Annotated in this window: 21 protein-coding genes; 10 read left to right on the plus strand and 11 right to left on the minus strand. The window is 56.2% G+C overall.

Going from position 1 to position 20,363, the window contains the following annotated elements; translation table 11 throughout:
* Positions 1 to 149 precede the first annotated feature (149 nt).
* Both NYE85_RS04190 and tpiA read left to right on the plus strand, forming a co-directional pair.
* Positions 150 to 734 (plus strand): YiiQ family protein, encoded by a 585-nt coding sequence (locus NYE85_RS04190; RefSeq protein WP_259003141.1) that lies wholly within the window; start codon positions 150 to 152, stop codon positions 732 to 734.
* A gap of 127 nt (positions 735 to 861) precedes the next feature.
* Complete coding sequence (gene tpiA, locus NYE85_RS04195) at positions 862 to 1,629, plus strand: triose-phosphate isomerase (RefSeq protein WP_259003143.1); 768 nt, start codon at positions 862 to 864, stop codon at positions 1,627 to 1,629.
* Positions 1,630 to 1,690: 61 nt separating this feature from the next.
* On the opposite strand, the gene NYE85_RS04200 is transcribed toward tpiA, so the two are convergent.
* From NYE85_RS04200 to cpxP, 4 genes are all read right to left on the minus strand, one after another.
* Entirely contained in the window at positions 1,691 to 2,680 is a 990-nt protein-coding gene (locus NYE85_RS04200) for a sulfate ABC transporter substrate-binding protein (protein WP_259003145.1), read from the minus strand.
* A gap of 181 nt (positions 2,681 to 2,861) precedes the next feature.
* A complete protein-coding gene (pfkA, locus tag NYE85_RS04205) occupies positions 2,862 to 3,824 on the minus strand; it encodes a 6-phosphofructokinase (RefSeq protein WP_004956523.1) in 963 nt (320 codons plus the stop codon).
* 233 nt (positions 3,825 to 4,057) lie between these two features.
* Positions 4,058 to 4,960 (minus strand): CDF family cation-efflux transporter FieF, encoded by a 903-nt coding sequence (gene fieF, locus NYE85_RS04210; RefSeq protein WP_259003146.1) that lies wholly within the window; start codon positions 4,958 to 4,960, stop codon positions 4,058 to 4,060.
* 115 nt (positions 4,961 to 5,075) lie between these two features.
* A complete protein-coding gene (gene cpxP, locus NYE85_RS04215; protein WP_259003147.1) occupies positions 5,076 to 5,570 on the minus strand; it encodes a cell-envelope stress modulator CpxP in 495 nt (164 codons plus the stop codon).
* 147 nt (positions 5,571 to 5,717) lie between these two features.
* Between cpxP and cpxR the strand changes: the two genes are divergently transcribed.
* From cpxR to trmL, 3 genes are all read left to right on the plus strand, one after another.
* On the plus strand, positions 5,718 to 6,416 hold the full coding sequence (gene cpxR / locus NYE85_RS04220; protein WP_004956627.1) for an envelope stress response regulator transcription factor CpxR: 699 nt from the start codon (positions 5,718 to 5,720) through the stop codon (positions 6,414 to 6,416).
* A complete protein-coding gene (gene cpxA, locus NYE85_RS04225; RefSeq protein WP_259003149.1) occupies positions 6,413 to 7,801 on the plus strand; it encodes an envelope stress sensor histidine kinase CpxA in 1,389 nt (462 codons plus the stop codon). Before cpxR ends, cpxA begins: the two co-directional genes overlap by 4 nt.
* Before the next feature lie 75 nt (positions 7,802 to 7,876).
* Positions 7,877 to 8,350 (plus strand): tRNA (uridine(34)/cytosine(34)/5-carboxymethylaminomethyluridine(34)-2'-O)-methyltransferase TrmL, encoded by a 474-nt coding sequence (trmL, locus tag NYE85_RS04230; protein WP_259003151.1) that lies wholly within the window; start codon positions 7,877 to 7,879, stop codon positions 8,348 to 8,350.
* Positions 8,351 to 8,401: 51 nt separating this feature from the next.
* Here trmL and cysE read toward each other — a convergent pair whose 3' ends face one another.
* From cysE to NYE85_RS04255, 5 genes are all read right to left on the minus strand, one after another.
* Complete coding sequence (gene cysE / locus NYE85_RS04235; protein ID WP_259003153.1) at positions 8,402 to 9,223, minus strand: serine O-acetyltransferase; 822 nt, start codon at positions 9,221 to 9,223, stop codon at positions 8,402 to 8,404.
* 121 nt (positions 9,224 to 9,344) lie between these two features.
* Positions 9,345 to 10,364 (minus strand): NAD(P)H-dependent glycerol-3-phosphate dehydrogenase, encoded by a 1,020-nt coding sequence (gene gpsA, locus NYE85_RS04240; protein WP_259003155.1) that lies wholly within the window; start codon positions 10,362 to 10,364, stop codon positions 9,345 to 9,347.
* The gene (secB, locus tag NYE85_RS04245; RefSeq protein WP_004956637.1) at positions 10,364 to 10,834 is read right to left on the minus strand and encodes a protein-export chaperone SecB; all 471 of its coding nucleotides are present in this window, start codon (positions 10,832 to 10,834) and stop codon (positions 10,364 to 10,366) included. The genes gpsA and secB overlap by 1 nt, the downstream gene beginning before the upstream one ends.
* A gap of 179 nt (positions 10,835 to 11,013) precedes the next feature.
* Positions 11,014 to 11,262: a glutaredoxin 3 gene (gene grxC, locus NYE85_RS04250; RefSeq protein ID WP_004956639.1), complete on the minus strand. Its 249-nt coding sequence runs from the start codon at positions 11,260 to 11,262 to the stop codon at positions 11,014 to 11,016.
* Between the two features lie 27 nt (positions 11,263 to 11,289).
* Entirely contained in the window at positions 11,290 to 11,724 is a 435-nt protein-coding gene (locus NYE85_RS04255; protein WP_259003159.1) for a rhodanese-like domain-containing protein, read from the minus strand.
* 283 nt (positions 11,725 to 12,007) lie between these two features.
* Here NYE85_RS04255 and gpmM point away from each other — a divergent pair, with 283 nt between their 5' ends.
* From gpmM to NYE85_RS04270, 3 genes are read left to right on the plus strand one after another with little or no spacing between them, the layout of a single operon-like run.
* Positions 12,008 to 13,552 (plus strand): 2,3-bisphosphoglycerate-independent phosphoglycerate mutase, encoded by a 1,545-nt coding sequence (gene gpmM / locus NYE85_RS04260; protein WP_259003161.1) that lies wholly within the window; start codon positions 12,008 to 12,010, stop codon positions 13,550 to 13,552.
* Positions 13,553 to 13,561: 9 nt separating this feature from the next.
* Positions 13,562 to 14,896, plus strand: coding sequence for a murein hydrolase activator EnvC (envC, locus tag NYE85_RS04265; protein WP_259003163.1), 1,335 nt, complete (start codon positions 13,562 to 13,564; stop codon positions 14,894 to 14,896).
* Between the two features lie 3 nt (positions 14,897 to 14,899).
* Complete coding sequence (locus NYE85_RS04270; RefSeq protein ID WP_259003165.1) at positions 14,900 to 15,850, plus strand: divergent polysaccharide deacetylase family protein; 951 nt, start codon at positions 14,900 to 14,902, stop codon at positions 15,848 to 15,850.
* 38 nt (positions 15,851 to 15,888) lie between these two features.
* On the opposite strand, the gene tdh is transcribed toward NYE85_RS04270, so the two are convergent.
* Positions 15,889 to 16,914 (minus strand): L-threonine 3-dehydrogenase, encoded by a 1,026-nt coding sequence (gene tdh / locus NYE85_RS04275; protein WP_259003167.1) that lies wholly within the window; start codon positions 16,912 to 16,914, stop codon positions 15,889 to 15,891.
* Positions 16,915 to 16,923: 9 nt separating this feature from the next.
* Positions 16,924 to 18,120 (minus strand): glycine C-acetyltransferase, encoded by a 1,197-nt coding sequence (gene kbl, locus NYE85_RS04280; protein WP_259003169.1) that lies wholly within the window; start codon positions 18,118 to 18,120, stop codon positions 16,924 to 16,926.
* Positions 18,121 to 18,361: 241 nt separating this feature from the next.
* Between kbl and rfaD the strand changes: the two genes are divergently transcribed.
* Both rfaD and rfaF read left to right on the plus strand, forming a co-directional pair.
* Entirely contained in the window at positions 18,362 to 19,294 is a 933-nt protein-coding gene (rfaD, locus tag NYE85_RS04285; protein ID WP_259003171.1) for an ADP-glyceromanno-heptose 6-epimerase, read from the plus strand.
* Positions 19,295 to 19,315: 21 nt separating this feature from the next.
* A complete protein-coding gene (rfaF, locus tag NYE85_RS04290) occupies positions 19,316 to 20,362 on the plus strand; it encodes an ADP-heptose--LPS heptosyltransferase RfaF (RefSeq protein WP_259003173.1) in 1,047 nt (348 codons plus the stop codon).
* The last annotated feature ends 1 nt before the right edge of the window (position 20,363 follow it).

The following is a 20,363-nucleotide window of genomic DNA, read 5'->3' on the forward strand; positions in this document are numbered from 1 at the left end:
GCAACGCAGCGGCGAGGTTTTCGCCATGCAGAATGCGTAACACGACGCAGCCTTGCTGTCAGTTGGCGTTAATCCTGCGGGATCTTTGACAAGCTCCCTCGATTATCGCTTTAATCGGAGTCCGCTTTGCTATTGATGCCGCTACTATCATGCTGAGAAGAATCACCCTTATTGCCTGTCTGGCATATGGAATGGGCGCTGCCTGGGCCGATCCGCCAGCCGCTGCGGATACACCGCCAACGGCGCCGTACCTGTTGGCCGGCGCGCCGACGTTCGATCTGACGGTGGTAAAATTCCGCGAAAAATACAACCGCGATAATCCGACGTTGCCGATTGGCGAATTCCGTGCCATCGCCGCCAGCGAGGACGATACCCCCTTGCTGACTCGCGCCGCCAGCAAATTGAATGAAAACCTGTACGCTTCCACCGCACTGGAAAAAGGTACCGGTAAAATCAAAACCTTGCAGATCACCCATCTGCCGTTGCAGGGCAACGACGCAAAAACCGCCCGTGCCATTGCGGTTAACTATATGGCGGCGCTGATGCGCCAGTTCGAACCGGCGATGTCGGTCGAACAAAGCATCATCAAGGTTAATTCGCTGCTGGAGAAAGGCAAAGGCTCCCACTTCTACTCGCAGCAGGTGGGAGCCATCCGCTACGTGGTGGCGGACAACGGCGACCAGGGCCTGACCTTTGCGGTTGAACCGGTAAAATTAACGCTGGCGGAACCGTGATTGCCGGGCAATTAATGACGAAAAGCAAAGCCTTCTCATCTTTTCATCTCTATACTGTTGGGCAGGTTGACTGCCGGTACGGCAGTATTAATTTCGACTCTCGCGTTCCCTTGTTGGAGGAAAAAACATGCGTCATCCATTAGTTATGGGTAACTGGAAGCTTAACGGCAGCACTCACATGGTTAACGAGCTGATCGCCGGCTTGCGCAATGAACTGAGCAGCGTAGAAGGCTGCGGCGTGGCCATCGCCCCACCGGTAATGTACCTGGATCAAGCCAAACATCAGCTGGCCGGCAGCCGTATCGCGCTGGGTGCGCAAAACGTGGACATCAATCTGTCCGGCGCCTTCACCGGCGAAGTTTCCGCCAACATGCTGAAGGACGTTGGTGCGCAATACATCATCATCGGCCACTCCGAGCGTCGCACTTATCACAAGGAAACCGATGAAGCGATCGCAGAGAAATTTGCCGTACTGAAAGAAGCCGGCCTGATCCCGGTGCTGTGCATCGGTGAGACCGAAGCAGAAAACGAAGCGGGTAAAACCGAAGAAGTATGCGCACGTCAGATCGATGCCGTACTGAAAACCCTGGGCGCACCGGCAATGAAAGACACCGTTATCGCTTATGAGCCAGTATGGGCCATCGGTACCGGCAAATCGGCTACCCCTGCGCAGGCACAGGCGGTACACAAATTCATTCGTGACCACATTGCCAAGCACGACGCCGACGTTGCGGCAGGTGTGATCATCCAGTACGGCGGCTCGGTCAATGATAAAAATGCCGCAGAACTGTTTGCACAGCCGGACATCGACGGTGCACTGGTTGGCGGCGCGTCGCTGAAAGCCGACGCGTTCGCGGTGATCGTCAAGGCTGCGGCCGAAGCGAAAAAAGCCTGATAACGCACGACTCTGAATGACAAAACCCCGGCATGCCGGGGTTTTTTATTGTGCAACTGGCTTAACGCCTGCTGATTTCGTCGAATTTGCCGCCGCTGGCGAAATGTTCCTTTTGCGCTTTGCTCCAACCGCCGAACGTATCATCCACGGTGAACAGTTTCAGTTTCGGGAACTGCGCGGCGAATTTGGCTTCGACCGCCGGATCGCGTGGACGATAATAATTTTTCGCCGCGATGGTTTGGCCTTCCGGCGTGTACAGATATTTCAGGTAGGCGTTTGCAACGTCTCGCGTCCCGCGCTTATCGACCACCCGATCGACAACCGAAACCGTCGGTTCTGCCAGAATCGATTCGCTCGGGGTAATAATTTCGAATTTATCCTTACCCAACTCTTTTTCTGCCAGCAACGCTTCGTTTTCCCAGGCGATCAGTACGTCGCCAATGCCACGCTCGACAAAGGTGTTGGTTGAGCCACGAGCGCCAGAATCCAGCACTTCGACGTTTTTATACAGGTTTTTGACAAACTTCTGCGCCTTGGCCTGATCGTTATTGTTGTGGTGCAGCGCATAGCCCCACGCCGCCAGGTAGTTCCAGCGTGCACCACCGGACGTTTTCGGGTTAGGAGTGATGACGGAAACGCCTGATTTCACCAAATCCGGCCAGTCGTGAATCTGCTTCGGGTTGCCTTTACGTACCAGGAAAACGATGGTCGAGGTATAAGGCGCTGAGTTATCCGGCAGCCGCTTGATCCAGTTTTTATCGATACGACCACGCTCGGCAATCGCGTCAACGTCATAGGCCAGCGCCAGCGTCACCACATCGGCTTCGATACCGTTAATCACCGACGTCGCCTGCTTGCCGGAACCACCATGCGACTGGCGTACAGTGACGTTGTCGCCGCTCTGCTGCTGCCAATATTTGCTGAATGCCGCATTATATTCCTGATAAAACTCACGCGTCGGGTCATACGAAACGTTCAACAATTGAATGTCTTTCGCCACCGCACCGGTAGTCAGTAACAACAATGACAGCCCTACACCCCATTTACGCATCGCACGCTCTCCCAGAAAAATAGTCGCAACCTCAATCGGTTGATATAGCCCAGAGCCTGCCAGAAACTGGCCTGATGATTAAAGACTAAAAAATTTATGGCTAGACGATTCTGGAATATGACAGCGTGGAAGCATAAAAAAACCCCCGAAAACGGGGGCTTTGGGCGTTATAACCGAAAGATCAGTACAATTTCTTGGCGGTATCCAGCCAATCGCCACGGAACGGACGCTTCATGTTTTCAATGGCGTCAATGATGTCATGGTGCACCATTTTCTCGTTTTGGATGCCCACGCAACGACCGCCATAACCTTTCAGCAGCAGTTCGATGGAGTAAGCACCCATGCGTGAAGCCAGGATGCGGTCATATGCCACTGGGGAACCGCCGCGTTGAATGTGGCCCAGCACGGTGGCACGGGTTTCACGCTTGGTTTCCTGCTCAATATAAGCCGCCAGCTCATCGATGTCGCAGATATGCTCGGTAATGGCCACGATGGCGTGTTTTTTGCCTTTGGCGATACCGGCTTTGATTTCACATACCAAATCTTCGCGGTTGAATTCGATTTCCGGCAATACGATGAACTCGCACCCACCGGCGATGGCCGCCGCCAGCGTCAAATCCCCGCAGTAACGCCCCATCACTTCAACGATGGAGATACGCTGATGTGAAGAGGAAGTATCGCGCAGTCGGTCAATCGCTTCCACCACGGTTTCCAGTGCGGTGAAGTAACCGATAGTGTAATCGGTGCCGGCTACGTCGTTATCGATGGTCCCTGGCAGGCCGATGCACGGGAAACCTTCTTCGGTCAGGCGCTTGGCTCCCATATATGACCCGTCGCCGCCGATCACTACCAGCGCATCAATGCCGCGTTTTTTCAGGTTTTCGATAGCCTTGGCGCGTACGTTTTCATCCCTGAACTCCGGGAAGCGTGCCGACCCCAGGAAGGTGCCGCCACGATTGATCATATCGGACACGCTGTAACGGTCCAACTGCTCCATGCGATCTTCATACAAGCCAAGGTAGCCGTCGTAAATACCAAAAACGTCCAGACCTTCCGTAAGCGCGGCGCGCACAACGCCACGGATCGCAGCGTTCATACCTGGCGCGTCACCGCCACTCGTCAGTACACCGATTTTCTTGATCATGACTACCTCTGAACTTGTAGATGCAATTTCTTAAGAATTTTGTATTCGCCGATTGCGCCGTCCGCGTTTCCGGTTGCAGCAACCCCGCTTTACGGATTTTATTGCTGGATATTATAACAAAAACACCCAGCTGAATTGATTCAGGTCACACTAAATCAAGGTAAAAAAGCTCATCGCACGCCGAGTTAAACCCAGGTTGCCCAACGTCATATCAGCCATACCGTATAGGCTGATTATAGCTCCCATTGCCCCTGGCGACCCGGGGGAACTACAGAGCAAGGATCCTGGTGAATAATGATATCCGCCCCGGGAAAATGCTCCAGCAGCGTTTTTTCTACTCTTTCGGCCAATAAGTGCGCCTGCATCAGCGGCAGATTGTCTTCCATTTCCAAATGCAGTTGGATGAACTTGGTCGGGCCGGATTGGCGAGTGCGTAAATCATGGGCGCCTTTTATTCCCGGCAAGGACGATACCACCTCGATGATCGCCCGCCGCTCTTCATCCGGCAATGCGCGATCCAGCAATGATTGCACCGCTTCATAACCCATGCGCAACGCGCTGTAGAGGATGTAAACGCCAATGCCCAGCGCAAACAGCGCATCTGCCCGCTGAAAGCCGTACCAGCTTAGCCCAAGCGCTATAAGAATAGCACCATTCATCATGACATCTGACTGATAATGCAGCATATCTGCTCTTACCGCCTGACTGCGAGTTTTTCTTACTACCCACCGTTGATAGGTCACCAGCATCAGGGTGCTGAGCAACGCTACCAACGTGACGGCAATGCCGACGCCAGGCTCGCGCATGGTCTGCGGAGAATAGAGATGTTGAAAACCGGTAAGAAACAGGAACAACGCAGAGCCGGAGATAAACATGCTTTGCGCCAGCGCAGCCAATGATTCGGCCTTACCGTGGCCGAAGGTGTGTTCTTGGTCGGCCGGCTGTAAAGAATAGCGCACCACCAACAGATTGGTCAGCGAAGCGGCAATATCCACCAGTGAATCCACCAGCGCAGCCAACACGCTTACCGACCCGGTGATATACCAGGCAACAATTTTGATCAGCAGTAACGTAGCGGCCAATACGGTGGCGGCCAGGGCGGCGGACTTCACCAGGCGCGCATATTGCTGTTGCATAACCAGTCCCGTTTGATTTTTCTCGGTTCAGTATAACGGAATGTCAGGCAAAAAAAGCCCCGCCATCATGGCGGGGAAGACAGGGATGGTGTCTATGGCAAGGAAAAACAGGGTACTACTCAGTCGTACTCAACTTCTGGGCAGAAGTTTGTTGCAAACCAGAAATCTGTTGCTCCATCTGCTGCATACGCTGCTGATGCTTCTGGTCTAAAACGCTTTTTTGCTTAGGCGTCAGCAGGTTATACATCTGATTGCGCACTCGGGCCATTTCGACCTGTCGCTTAACCTGTTCCTGAGCCATTCTTTCCGCCTGCGCATGCACGGCGGCTTCATCAAATTTGTCTGCGGTTACCAGCTTATGCATGGCTTCCATTTCAGCTACATTGACACCAGGCAGATCGTTACGAGCCTGGCGCATCAAGTCGCGCATTTGTTGGCGCTGCTGTTCGGTCAGGCTAACCCCATCAAACATGTGGTGTTGGCCGGGAAGCGTGTTCATCGCAATATGCGTAGAAGACGGGAGCGTTTCCGATATAGTCTCGGCAGCAGTGGCGGCGGAAGAACCTATCGCCAGCATTGGTGCCATAACTAATGCGGTCACCTTACGCATTTTTACTCCTCGTTTTTTCCACTTTGCGAATCAACGAAGAGCAGTGTACTGCCGCACCTGCAAACATCCGTCAGGGCATGTAAAACTACGTAAAGTCATGGAATACCAACGGTTGATGACGTATTTTGCGTCAGGAGGTAAATCATAATGAACAAGATTCTGTTAGTGGACGACGACCGCGAGCTGACCTCGCTGTTGAAAGAATTGCTTGAAATGGAAGGCTTTACCATTGTCGTTGCTCATGACGGCGAACAGGCGTTGTCACTGCTGGACAGCTCCATCGATCTCCTGCTTCTCGATATCATGATGCCGAAGAAAAATGGTATCGACACCTTGAAAGAATTACGCCAACACCACCAAACGCCGGTGATCATGCTGACCGCGCGCGGCAGCGAGCTGGATCGCGTGCTCGGTCTGGAGCTCGGCGCCGACGACTACCTGCCGAAACCGTTCAACGATCGTGAGCTGGTGGCACGCATCCGCGCCATTTTGCGCCGTTCCAACTGGAGCGAGCAGCAACAAAACGTTGATACCAGCGCACCCACGCTGGATGTTGACGGCCTGCAGCTCAACCCGGGGCGGCAGGAAGCCAGTTTCGACGGCCAGGTGCTTGATCTGACCGGCACCGAATTTACGCTACTCTATCTGCTGGCCCAGCATCTTGGCCAGGTAGTGTCACGCGAATTGCTGAGCCAGGAAGTCTTGGGCAAGCGTCTGACGCCGTTCGATCGCGCCATCGACATGCATATTTCCAACCTGCGACGTAAACTGCCCGACCGTAAAGATGGCCACCCATGGTTCAAAACCCTGCGCGGCCGCGGCTATTTAATGGTATCTGCAACATGATCAACAGTTTGACGGCACGCATCTTCGCCATATTCTGGTTTACATTAGCGCTGGTGCTAATGCTGGTGTTGATGGTGCCCAAGCTCGACTCTCGCCAAATGACGTCGCTGCTGGACAGCGAACAGCGGCAGGGGTTGATGCTGGAACAGCATGTCGAGGCCGAATTGCAACAGGATCCGGCCAACGACCTGATGTGGTGGCGGCGCCTGTTCCGCGCCATCGACAAGTGGGCTCCGCCCGGCCAGCGTTTGCTGCTGGTGACCAGCGAAGGCCGCGTTATTGGCGCACAGCGCAATGAAATGCAAATCGTGCGTAACTTCATTGGCCAGTCTGACAACTCCGATCATCCCAAGAAGAAAAAATATGGCCGCGTTGAGCTGGTCGGCCCCTTCTCGGTACGCGACGGGGAGGACAACTATCAGCTGTACCTGATTCGGCCAGCCAACAGTCCGCAATCCGACTTTATCAACCTGATGTTCGACCGACCATTGCTGCTGCTGATTGTCACCATGCTGATCAGCGCACCGCTGCTGCTATGGCTTGCCTGGAGCCTGGCTAAACCGGCACGCAAATTGAAAAACGCCGCGGATGACGTGGCGCGCGGCAACCTGAAGCAGCATCCTGAACTGGAGGCCGGACCGCAGGAGTTCCTGGCTACCGGTGCCAGTTTCAACCAGATGGTCAGCGCGCTGGAGCGCATGATGACCGCCCAGCAACGGTTGATTTCCGATATTTCCCACGAGCTGCGCACGCCGTTGACGCGCCTGCAATTAGCCACCGCGCTGATGCGCCGCCGCCACGGTGAAGGCCATGAATTGGCACGTATCGAAACCGAAGCACAGCGCCTGGATTCGATGATTAACGACCTGCTGGTCTTGTCTCGCGGGCAGCAAAAAAGTGAACTGGTACGTGAGATGCTCAAGGCCAACGAACTGTGGGCCGATGTACTGGATAACGCCGGCTTTGAAGCCGAACAGATGGGCAAACAGCTTGAGGTCACGTCACCACCGGGGCCATGGACGCTATTTGGCAACGCAGGTGCCCTGGACAGCGCGCTGGAAAACATCGTGCGAAACGCCCTGCGTTACTCGCATACACGCATTGTGGTGGCATTCAGCGCCGATAATCAGGGTATTACCATCGTAGTTGACGATGACGGCCCAGGCGTCAGCCCGGAAGACCGCGAGCAGATCTTCCGGCCATTTTACCGTACCGATGAAGCACGCGATCGAGAATCCGGCGGCACCGGCCTGGGGCTGGCGATCGTCGAGGCGGCGGTCACGCAGCATCGCGGCTGGGTGAAAGCCGAAGACAGCCCGTTCGGCGGCCTGCGTTTGGTACTGTGGTTACCACTGCACCAACGCAAATCCTCGCGCGATCATTAACCGGCCGAGCGCCGCTCCGCGACAAACCCCGCCCGGATTTGCTATTCTGCGCCCCTCTCATGAGGGGCTTTTACCATGCTGAATATCGTTTTATTTGAACCCGAAATCCCACCCAATACCGGCAATATCATTCGCCTGTGCGCCAACACCGGCTTTCAGCTGCACGTGATTGAACCCATGGGCTTCCCGTGGGATGACAAACGCCTGCGCCGCGCCGGACTCGATTACCATGAATTTACCAGCGTCAAACGCCACGCCGATTATGCAGCGTTCATGGCCAGCGAACAGCCGCAGCGCCTGTTTGCCCTGACCACCAAAGGCACGCCGGCACACAGCGCGGTCAAATATCAGCAAGGGGATTATTTGCTATTTGGCCCGGAAACGCGCGGTCTGCCGGCAGAAATCCTCGATGCCTTGCCACCACAGCAAAAAATCCGCATTCCCATGCAGGCGCAAAGCCGTAGCATGAACTTATCCAATGCGGTCGCGGTGGTGGTGTACGAAGCCTGGCGTCAGTTGGATTATGCCGGTGCGCTGATCAAGCAGTAACAAAAAGGCCGCACTGATGGCGGCCTGAAAAGTCTGACGTCAGGTTGGCGCTCAAATGCCGTCGCCATATTCAAACCCATGATTGGAACCGTTAAAATACTGGTCCATATCCATCGACGGTTTGTCGCTCTCCGGTCGGCCGACGATGCGCGCTGGCACCCCTGCGGCAGTGGTGTGCGGCGGTACAGGTTGCAATACCACCGAACCGGCGCCGATTTTTGCCCCTTTGCCGACTTCGATATTGCCGAGGATTTTTGCACCCGCGCCAATCATCACCCCTTCACGGATTTTGGGATGACGATCGCCGCTGGTTTTGCCGGTACCACCCAGTGTGACAGACTGCAAAATGGAAACGTCGTTTTCCACCACCGCGGTTTCGCCGATGACGATACCGGTCGCATGATCGAGCATGATGCCGCAGCCGATATTCGCCGCCGGGTGAATATCCACACCAAAAGCGACAGATATCTGGTTTTGCAGGTAAATCGCCAGCGCTTCACGACCTTGCAGCCACAGCCAGTGGCCGATACGATAAGCCTGCAAGGCGTGGAAGCCTTTCAGGTACAGCAGCGGCGTAGAGTATTTGTCCACCGCCGGGTCACGCAACCGCACCGCAAGAATATCGCGCGCCGCAGAGGCAATCATCTGTGCATCGGCGCGATAGGCGTCTTCTACTACTTCGCGCACCGCAATTGCCGGCATGATCGGATTGGCCAGCTTGTTGGCCAATATGTAACTGAGCGCGCTGCCCAGGTTTTCGTGCTTAAGCAACGTCGCATGGAAAAAGCTAGCCAGCATCGGTTCACAATCAGCCAGCGCCCGCGCCTCTGATTTAATGCAGCTCCAGACCTGTTCTAACTCTTCTGACGACATTGTTTTCCTCTCTGCCTTACAAAAACAGGCAACCCCGCCGACGCCGGCAAGGCAGCCAATTATACGTAACAGGCGCGATAGTCGCGCCCTGTGGGCTCAGCGTACTGCGCCCATTGCCAGATCAGGCACTGTGTTTTTCGTCTTTCCGTGTACGCCCTAGCAGGCTCAGCGCTGCTTCGCGGGCATTTTTATTACAGTACAACACCTGGTAAATCTGTTCGGTGATGGGCATTTCCACCCCGTGACGCTGCGCCAGCGCCAGCACTTCTTTGGTATTGCGGTAGCCTTCGACCACCTGACCAATGCTCTGCTGCGCCTCTTCCACGCCCTTCCCCTGCCCCAGCATAATACCGAAGCGGCGATTGCGTGATTGATTATCCGTGCAGGTTAACACCAGATCGCCCAGCCCGGCCATGCCCATAAAGGTCGATGGATCGGCACCCAACGCGGAGCCCAGTCGGCTCATTTCTGCCAGGCCTCGGGTGATCAGCGCGGTGCGGGCGTTGGCGCCAAAACCAATGCCGTCAGACATACCGGCACCGATGGCAATCACGTTTTTAACCGCCCCGCCCAGTTGCACACCGATAAAATCCGGGTTGCTGTATACGCGGAAGCTTTTGCCGCAGTGCAGCAACTGCTGCAGATCGTCGGCAAATTGTTCGTCCGTCGCCGCCAGCGCAATGGCGGTCGGCAGGCCCGCCGCCAGCTCTTTGGCAAACGTCGGTCCGGACACCACCGCCAATGGAATGGTATCGCCAAGCGCTTCGCGTGCCACGTCCTGCAATAGCCGGCCGGTTTCCGCCTCCAGTCCCTTGGTAGCCCATACGATACGCGCATCGGTACGCAGCAGCGGCTTCAACTGGCGTAATACGTCGCCAAAGACGTGGCTGGGCACCACCACCAATACATCGCGGCTGGCCGCCAGTGCACGTGCCAAATCGGCTTCGAGCAGCAAAGTATCGGGGAATGGTACATCGGGAAGGAACGTCTGATTACAGCGCTCGCGTTGCAGTTTGGCTATCTGGTCGGGGTTGTGGCCCCATAGCACTACCGTGTGGCCGTTGCGCGCCAGCGTAATGGCTAAAGCGGTGCCGTACGAGCCGGCACCGATAACGGTCATTGAAGCATTGACGGTATTCATCAGGCATCCTGATGTGGTGCGGCACCTTCGCCTTCGGCCTGCTGTTGCAGATAGTTCATGAACAGCGCATCAAAGTTGACCGGTGCCAGGTTCAATTGCGGGAACGTACCACGGGAAACCAGAGCGGTGATGCACTCGCGCGCATACGGGAACAGAATGTTCGGGCAATATGCACCCAGGCAATGCGCCAGTTGCGTACCATCAATACCAGCCACGGAGAAGATACCCGCCTGCTGCACTTCGCACAGGAATGCGGTTTCTTCGCCCAGCGACGCGGTTACGGTTACGCGCAGTACCACTTCATACACCTCATCCGCCAACTGGCTGGATGCAGTATCAAGATCAAGTTTAACTTCCGGCTGCCATTCCTGCTGGAAAACCTGTGGTGCATTTGGCGCTTCAAAAGAGATGTCTTTGGTGTAGATACGCTGGATCTGGAAAGCCATCTCGGTGCTGTTTTGTTCTGACATGTGTGTAATACCCTTAGTTAAATGTCCTTATATACCCGTCATGCTTCACGCCGCCCGTTGATAGCACCGGCCACCCGGCCGCATAGCCTGACGGCGCCAGACTGGCGAGGCGCCGTTCAGATGCCGCTCTGAGGCAGCGTGAATAATGTGAGTATGAATACGCTATTACGGCCTGCCGTTTAGAGCAGCGGATCCAGGCCGCCACGTGCATCGAGTGCATATAAATCATCACAGCCGCCAATATGCTGACCGTCGATGAAAACTTGAGGCACGGTAGTGCGCCCACTGCGCGCAATCATCTCTTCACGCTTTACGTTGTCGCCGTCGATGGCGATCTCGTTGAAAGCCGCACCCTTGCTGTTCAGCAGCGCCTTGGCGCGATGGCAAAACGGGCAAGTCGCCTTGGTGTAGATGTCGATGTTAGCCATGGGAACCACCTCTACTACGTTAAAGAATTATTTACCGCGTGCCAAAGGCAGATTTTCACCACTCCAACCGGCAATACCGTCTTTCAGAGTCGTAACGTTGTCAAACCCGGCTTTGCTCAGGTTTTCTGCCGGCTCACGCGACGTCGTACCGTTAGCGCACACCACAATTACCGGCTGCGCCTTGTGTTTTTCCAGCTCGCCCAGGCTGCCGCTCTTGATTTCGCTCGCCGTCAGGTTGATGGCATTGGCAATGTGACCCTTGCGGAAATCTTCACGGCTGCGGGTATCGACAACCACCGCATCTTCTTTGTTAATCAGGCGGGTAGCCTCACCACGGGTGATCTCTTTAACCTTGGAAAAACGGCTTTTGAAGGTCATCACAATCACCGCGACCAGCAGGGCAACCCAGGCCAGGCTAAGTATGGGATGATTGCTAACGAATTGCATAATTTCTTGCAGCATGGGGTGTAACAACTCCCGTCAGTTAAGGGAAAATAAGTCAAGGCTCCAGAGTATACCTGCCGAATGCGGCAATTACAGCCAATTAGCGGCTGTGATTGCAGAAACTGCGGACTACGATAAAAAATTGTCATGTCAGCGCAAAAAAGTTGCCGACAGTTCAACGCAACTTTGATCTCTCTGGGCTCTTTTTAACCCGCCGCGCGCTAGAATTCCCCGCTTTGCAGCGTGAATAGCCATCCCCCCCTCGGGCAGATGGCTATTCATACTTTATGAGGTTAATACCATGTCGAGCAATAAAAAGCCTATGGTGCTGGTGATTCTGGACGGCTATGGCCACCGGGAAGAACAGCAGGACAACGCAATTCTCAACGCCTGCACGCCAGTAATGGATCGCCTGTGGCAGCAGCAGCCGCACACGTTGATTGCCGCATCAGGCCTGGACGTCGGCCTGCCGGACGGACAGATGGGCAACTCCGAAGTCGGTCACGTCAATCTGGGCGCCGGGCGCATCGTCTATCAGGATTTGACTCGCCTGGATAAAGACATTCAAGAAGGTGGCTTCTTTGCCAACCCGACGCTGACGACGGCGGTAGACAACGCCGTTCAGGCCGGTAAAGCGGTGCATATCATGGGCCTGCTGTCGCCGGGCGGTGTGCATAGCCATGAAGAGCACATCCTGGCGATGGTGAAACTGGCCGCACAACGCGGTGCCAAAGCGGTTTATCTGCACGCCTTTCTGGACGGTCGCGATACCCCACCGCGCAGCGCCGAATCCTCCCTGCAACGCTTCAGCGACGCGTTCGACGCGCTGGGGGCAGGGCGCATTGCGTCGATCGTCGGCCGTTACTTCGCCATGGACCGTGACAACCGCTGGGATCGCGTGCAATTGGCCTATGACCTGCTGACTCAGGCAAAGGGCGAGTTTCATGCCGACAGCGCCGTCGCCGGGCTGCAAGCCGCCTACGCTCGCGGTGAAAACGACGAGTTCGTCAAACCCACGGTGATTCGCGCAGCCGGTGAAGCCAGCGCGGAAATGCAGGATGGCGACGCGTTGATCTTCATGAACTTCCGCGCCGACCGCGCACGCCAGATCGCTCGCGCCTTCGTCAACGCCGATTTCAACGGTTTCCCTCGCGCTAAAACCGTGAAACTCGCGGATTTCGTGATGCTGACCGAATACGCCGCCGACATCCACACCGCCTGTGCCTATCCGCCGGCGTCGCTGGTGAATACCTTTGGCGAATGGCTGATGAAGCACGACAAAACCCAGTTGCGCATCTCCGAAACCGAAAAATACGCCCACGTCACGTTCTTCTATAACGGCGGCGTGGAACCACCGTTCACCGGTGAAGATCGGGTACTGATCGATTCGCCGCAGGTCGCCACCTACGATCTGCAACCGGAAATGAGTTCGGCCGAATTGACCGACAAACTGTTGAGTGCCATCGCCAGTGGTAAATACGACGCCATCATCTGCAACTATCCAAACGGCGACATGGTCGGCCACACCGGCATCTATGACGCCGCGATCGCGGCGGTTGAAACGCTGGACGCCTGTATGGCAAAAGTCGTCGAGGCGGTAAAAGCCGCTGACGGCCAACTGCTGATCACCGCCGATCATGGTAACGCCGAGCAAATGCGTGACCCGGCCACCGGTCAGGCGCACACCGCGCACACCAGCCTGCCAGTGCCGCTGATTTACGTCGGCAAACCGGCGACGGCGGTCAGTGGCGGCAAGCTTTCGGATATCGCGCCGACCATGCTGGCGCTGATGGGAATGGAAATCCCGCAAGAGATGACTGGTAAGCCGCTGTTCATCGTGGAATAATCCCTCTCCATGAGGGAAAAGGCGTATTTTGCACTATCAAGGGTAACCCGAAGCGCAAACGCAGGCAGCCAACCGCTGCCGCTTCGCAGTGCGCCAAGGAAGTTGACCACACTGTGCGCCAGCGTATTTTGCGCTGGCGTATTGCTGTTGCCGCTATCCGGCCATACCGCCAACGACAGCAAAACCGAGCTGAAAGACATTCAGCAAAGCATTGCTGAAAAAGAAAAAGCGGTTAAGCAACAGCAACAACAGCGCAACACGTTGCAGGATCAACTCAAGTCGCAAGAAAAAACCATCGCGCAGGCCAGTCGTTCGTTGCGTGAAACCCAGAGCTCGTTAAACGCTCTGGGCAAGGATATTTCCGGCTTGAATGCCTCGATCGCCAAATTGCAGAAACAACAGACCACGCAACAAGACATACTGGCCAAACAGCTGGATGCCGCCTTCCGCCAAGGGCAGCACAGTGCGGTACAGCTGATCCTCAGCGGTGAAGAAAGCCAGCGCAGCGAGCGCATTCTGGCTTATTTTGGCTATCTGAACGAAGCACGACAAAAAACCATCGAACAGCTGAAGCAAACGCGCATCGAGCTGGCCGCGCAAAAAACCACGCTGATCGCCAAGCAGCAACAGCAAAAGACCTTGTTAAGCGCTCAACAGACGCAGCAGCAAAAGCTGGAACAGGCGCGTAGCGCACGCAAGAAAACCCTGACCGCACTTGAAGCGTCGCTGGATAAAGATCGGCAACGACTGAGCGAACTACGCCAGAACGAAAGCCGTTTGCGTGACAAAATCGCCCGCGCCGAACGTGAAGCCCGCGCCCGTGCCGAACGCGAAGCGCGCGAAGCCGCCCGGGTGCGTGAGCAGGTACGCAAGAAAGAGCAACAGGCGAAGAAAACCGGCTCCAGCTACAAACCAAGCGAAAGCGAACGCTCGCTGATGGCCCGCACCGGCGGCCTTGGCCGGCCGAATGGTCAAGACTACTGGCCGGTTCGCGGTAGCACCCTGCACCGCTTTGGCGAAACGCAGCAGGGTGAGTTACGCTGGAAAGGCATGGTGATTTCTGCGCCTGAAGGCAGCGAAGTCAAAGCCATCGCCGATGGTCGCGTGCTGATGGCCGACTGGCTGCAAGGCTACGGCCTGGTGGTGGTGGTCGAGCACGGCAAGGGTGACATGAGCCTGTACGGCTACAACCAGAGTGCGCTGGTCAACGTCGGTGCCCAGGTGCGTGCCGGCCAGCCAATCGCCTTGGTGGGTACCAGCGGGGGCCAGGGATCGCCTGCGCTCTATTTCGAAATTCGCCGCCAGGGTCAGGCGGTTAACCCACTGCCGTGGTTGGGAAAATAAGATTTGCATTACATCAAAACGCGAAGCGCCATACTGATTGGCGCCCTGCTGCTGGCCAGTGCTGCACAGGCAGGTAAACTGTCGATTGTGATTGATGATGTGGGCTACCGCCCACATGAAGAAAACGCCGTGCTGCAGATGCCGCTGGCCATTTCGGTGGCGGTGCTGCCCAATGCGCCACACGCGCATTTAATGGCGACCCGCGCCCATAGCCAGGGCCGGGAAGTGCTGATTCATATGCCGATGGCGCCGCTTAGCAAGCAGCCATTGGAACGCGACACGCTGCAACCCTCGATGAGCAGCGACGAGGTGCAGCGCATCATTCGCAATGCGGTCAATAACGTGCCATATGCGGTTGGCATGAACAACCACATGGGCAGCGCCATGACCTCCAGCCTGCCGGCGATGCAAAAAGTGATGCAGGCGTTGGAAAGCTATAACCTCTATTTTCTCGACAGCATGACCATCGGCAACAGCCAGGCGACCCGCGCGGCCGCCGGTACCGGCGTGAAGGTTATCAAGCGTCGGGTATTTCTTGACGACACCGCGAGCGAGGCCGACATTCGCCATCAGTTCAACCGCGCGGTAGAGCTTGCGCGGCGCAACGGTTCGGCCATCGCCATCGGTCACCCACGCCCGGCGACCGTCAAGGTACTCCGGCAGATGTTGGCCAACCTGCCGTCCGATATCGTGCTGGTGCGGCCAAGCTCGCTGCTCAATGCGCCACAGTCAGGCGGTAGCGGTTATCTGCCGCCGGCCAAGCCACAGCATCCGCAGTCGAAGAACCCGTTCAAGGGCGGTATCAAACAGTGCAAGGTGAAGCTGCCGCAGGAAAAAGCCAACGCCGGCACCGCGTTGAACGTGATTGGCGAAAGCCTGGCGCAATCACCGGCTGTAACGTTCATCAAAAATCAGTGGCAGCGCTGGGTGGCAACGCCGGAGCGGAAATCATAGGGTCCGGCGTGCCGGACCCTGATGACAAATCGCCGGGATTAATCCCAGCTTAACACCACTTTCCCGGACTGGCCGGAGCGCATGGCGTCGAAGCCCTGCTGGAACTCGTCAATCGAGAAGCGGTGGGTGATGATTGGCGTCAGATCCAGTCCGGACTGGATCAGCGCCGCCATCTTGTACCAGGTTTCAAACATTTCACGACCGTAGATCCCTTTGATAAACAGCCCCTTGAATATCACCTGATTCCAGTCTATCGACATGTCGGACGGCGGTATGCCGAGCATGGCGATACGCCCGCCGTGGTTCATGGCATTGAGCAGCGTACGGAACGCCGGTGGCGCACCGGACATTTCCAGCCCTACGTCAAAACCTTCGGTCATACCCAGCTCGGCCATCACGTCGCTGAGATTTTCCTTGCTGACATTGACCGCGCGGGTGACGCCCATTTTGCGCGCCAGATCCAGCCGGTATTCATTGACGTCGGTAATCACCACATGACGTGCGCCCACATGCTTGCAAACCGCAGCCGCCATGATGCCGATCGGGCCAGCGCCGGACACCAGCACGTCTTCGCCGACCAGGTCAAACGACAGCGCGGTATGCACGGCGTTGCCGAACGGGTCGAAAATCGCCGCCAGTTCGTCAGGAATATTATCCGGGATTTTGAAGGCGTTGAAGGCCGGAATCACCAGATATTCGGCAAAGGAACCAGGACGGTTAACGCCGACGCCAATGGTGTTGCGGCACAGATGGGTGCGACCGCCGCGGCAGTTGCGGCAATGCCCGCAGGTAATATGGCCTTCGCCGGAAACCCGATCGCCGATAGTGAAGCCTTTGACCTCCTGGCCAATCGCCACCACTTCACCGACATACTCATGGCCAACCACCATCGGTACCGGGATGGTCTTCTGGGACCACTCATCCCAGTTATAAATATGCACATCGGTGCCGCAGATCGCGGTTTTACGAATTTTAATCATGACATCGTTGTGGCCCAGCTCCGGCTGCGGCACGTCGGTCATCCAAATTCCTGCTTCCGCTTTCAGTTTTGACAATGCTTTCATGGGTTTACCTTATGCAATAACGCCAAGATCTTTACCGATACGAGTAAACGCCTCAACGGCGCGCTCAATTTGTTCCGGCGAGTGGTCGGCAGACATTTGGGTGCGGATACGCGCCTGGCCTTTCGGCACCACCGGATAGAAGAAACCTGTTACGTAAATGCCTTCCTTGAGCAACGCATTGGCGAATTCCTGCGCCAGTTTCGCTTCCCCCAGCATCACCGGGATAATGGCGTGATCGGCCCCGGCCAGCTCAAAGCCGGCAGCGGTCATTTTTTCACGGAACAGACGGGCGTTGGACCACAAGCGATCGCGCAGCGCATCACCCTGCTCCAGCAGTTCCAGCACCTTGATCGAGGCCGCCACGATCGCCGGTGCCAGTGAATTGGAGAACAGATACGGGCGCGAGCGCTGACGCAGCCATTCCACCACTTCCTTCCTGGCGGCGGTGTAACCACCGGAAGCCCCGCCCAGCGCCTTACCCAGCGTACCGGTGATAATGTCGACACGGCCCATCACGTCACAATATTCATGCGTACCGCGCCCGTGTGCGCCAACGAACCCCACGGCGTGCGAATCGTCGACCATCACCAGTGCCTGATATTCATCGGCCAGGTCGCATACGCCTTTCAGGTTGGCGATCACTCCATCCATCGAAAATACGCCATCGGTAGCAATCAGAATATGTCGTGCACCATCGGCCCTGGCCTGTTTCAACTGCGCTGCCAGCTCGCCCATATGGTTGTTGGCGTAACGGTAGCGTTTAGCCTTGCACAGGCGCACACCGTCGATGATCGACGCGTGGTTCAACGCATCGGAAATGATGGCGTCTTCCGGGCCGAGCAGCGTTTCGAACAGGCCGCCGTTGGCGTCAAAGCAGGAAGAGTAGAGGATGGCGTCTTCCATGCCGAGGAAGTCAGCCAGCTTTTGCTCCAGCTGTTTGTGGCTGTCCTGGGTGCCGCAAATAAAACGCACCGATGCCATACCAAAACCGTGGCTGTCCATGCCCGCTTTCGCGGCCTCAATCATCGCCGGGTGATTCGCCAGGCCAAGATAGTTATTGGCGCAAAAATTGATGACGTGGCTCCCGTCCGCCACGGCGATATCGGCCTGTTGCGCAGACGTAATAATGCGTTCTTCTTTGAACAACCCTTCAGCGCGGGTAGTGGCAAGCTGTTGTTCCAACTGCTGATAAAAAGACGCGGACATTCGGTTATCTCCAGGATGGGCTTATTTCCGGCATATTTTACTGATTTGTTGCCTAACTGACGACAATAGGCAGGAGAGAATATGAAAATTGCAGCAGATATCACGGCGATGTAGCGTCACGCCCGGCTCGGCAAGAGAATAAGAGCCCATCCGATGTTTGCCGCGGCACGAAATGCTATTATAGCCAACATATAGCGTGGGGCATTGTGCACCACCAGGCAGAATGACAGGGGTAAGCCCAATGATTATCGTCACTGGCGGCGCCGGCATGATCGGCAGCAATATCATTAAAGCATTGAATGATAACGGATATCGCGACATTCTTGTGGTAGACAACCTGAAAGATGGCACCAAGTTCGTCAATCTGGTCGATTTGGATATCGCCGACTATATCGATAAGGAAGATTTTATCGCCAGTATCATGGCCGGCGACGATCTCGGCAACATCGACGCGGTATTCCATGAAGGTGCCTGCTCCGCCACCACCGAGTGGGACGGCAAGTACATGATGGATAACAACTATCAGTACTCCAAAGATCTACTGCACTATTGCCTGGATCGCGAGATCCCGTTCCTGTACGCCTCATCCGCCGCCACCTACGGCGGCCGCAGCGAAAACTTCATCGAAGAGCGTCAATACGAACAACCGCTGAACGTTTACGGTTACTCCAAATTCCTGTTTGACCAGTATGTGCGTGAAATCCTGCCGCAGGCGGATTCGCAAATCTGCGGTTTCCGTTACTTTAACGTCTACGGCCCACGTGAAGGGCACAAAGGCAGCATGGCCAGCGTGGCGTTCCATCTGAACGGCCAGATCTCCCGCGGTGAAAACCCGAAACTGTTCTCCGGCAGTGAAAACTTCAAGCGCGACTTCATTTATGTTGGCGACGTGGCGGCAGTCAACCTGTGGTTCTGGAAGAGCGGCGTGTCAGGCATCTTCAACTGCGGTACCGGCCGTGCGGAAACCTTCCAGGCGGTAGCCGATGCGGTGGTGGAATACCATCAGCAAGGCGCAGTGGAATACATCGAATTCCCTGAAAAACTGAAAGGCCGTTACCAGGCTTATACCCAGGCCGATCTGACCAAGCTGCGCGAAGCAGGTTATGATGCGCCATTCAAAACCGTCGCCGAAGGCGTCAAAGAGTACATGGCCTGGTTAAACCGTACCGCTTAAGCTGAAGGAAATCTGCACGGTATGAAAATACTGGTTATCGGCCCTTCCTGGGTTGGCGATATGATGATGTCGCAAAGTCTCTACCGCACCCTGAAGGCCGAGTACCCGTCAGCAGAGATCGATGTGATGGCGCCAGCCTGGTGCCGTCCATTGCTGGCGCGCATGCCTGAGGTCAACCAGGCGCTGTCGATGCCGCTTGGCCACGGGGCGCTGGCGATCGGCGAACGGCGGCGTCTCGGCCGCGAGCTACGCGCCAATGGCTACGATCGCGCCTATGTGCTGCCGAACTCGTTCAAATCGGCCCTGGTACCGTTTTTCGCCAACGTGCCGCAGCGTACCGGTTGGCGCGGCGAAATGCGTTATGGTCTGCTGAACGATATCCGCGTGCTGGATAAAACCGCCTTCCCGTTAATGGTGCAACGCTATGTTGCGCTGGCCTATGACAAACAGCAGATTCGGCGCGCGGAAGATCTGCCGCAGCCATTGCTGTGGCCGCAATTGCAGGTCAGCGACGAAGAGATCGCCGAAACCGCCTCAGCCTTCAACCTTACTGACCAGCGGCCGACCATCGGCTTTTGCCCTGGCGCCGAATTCGGCCCCGCCAAACGCTGGCCGCACTATCACTATGCGCAGCTGGCGCAGAAGCTGATCGATCAGGGTTATCAAATCGCCCTGTTCGGTTCCGCCAAAGACCATGAAGCCGGTGAACAAATCCGTGCGGCACTGGTCGAAGAAGCGCGTGATTACTGCGTCAATCTGGCCGGTGAAACCCAGTTGGAACAGGCGGTGATTCTGATTGCCTCTTGTCGGGCGGTGGTCAGCAACGATTCCGGATTGATGCACGTTGCGGCGGCGTTGAACAAACCTCTGATAGCCTTGTACGGCCCAAGCAGCCCCGACTTTACCCCGCCGCTATCGGACAAGGCTCGAGTCATCCGCCTTATCAGCGGTTATCACAAAGTACGCAAAGGCGATGCCGACCAGGGTTATCATCAAAGCCTGATCGACATCCAGCCACAGCAGGTGTTGGACGCGCTGACGCCGTTGCTTGCCGCCAGCGAGGAGTAAT

The organism is Serratia sp. AKBS12 (genome assembly GCF_024793895.1).
Classification (GTDB): domain Bacteria; phylum Pseudomonadota; class Gammaproteobacteria; order Enterobacterales; family Enterobacteriaceae; genus Serratia_F.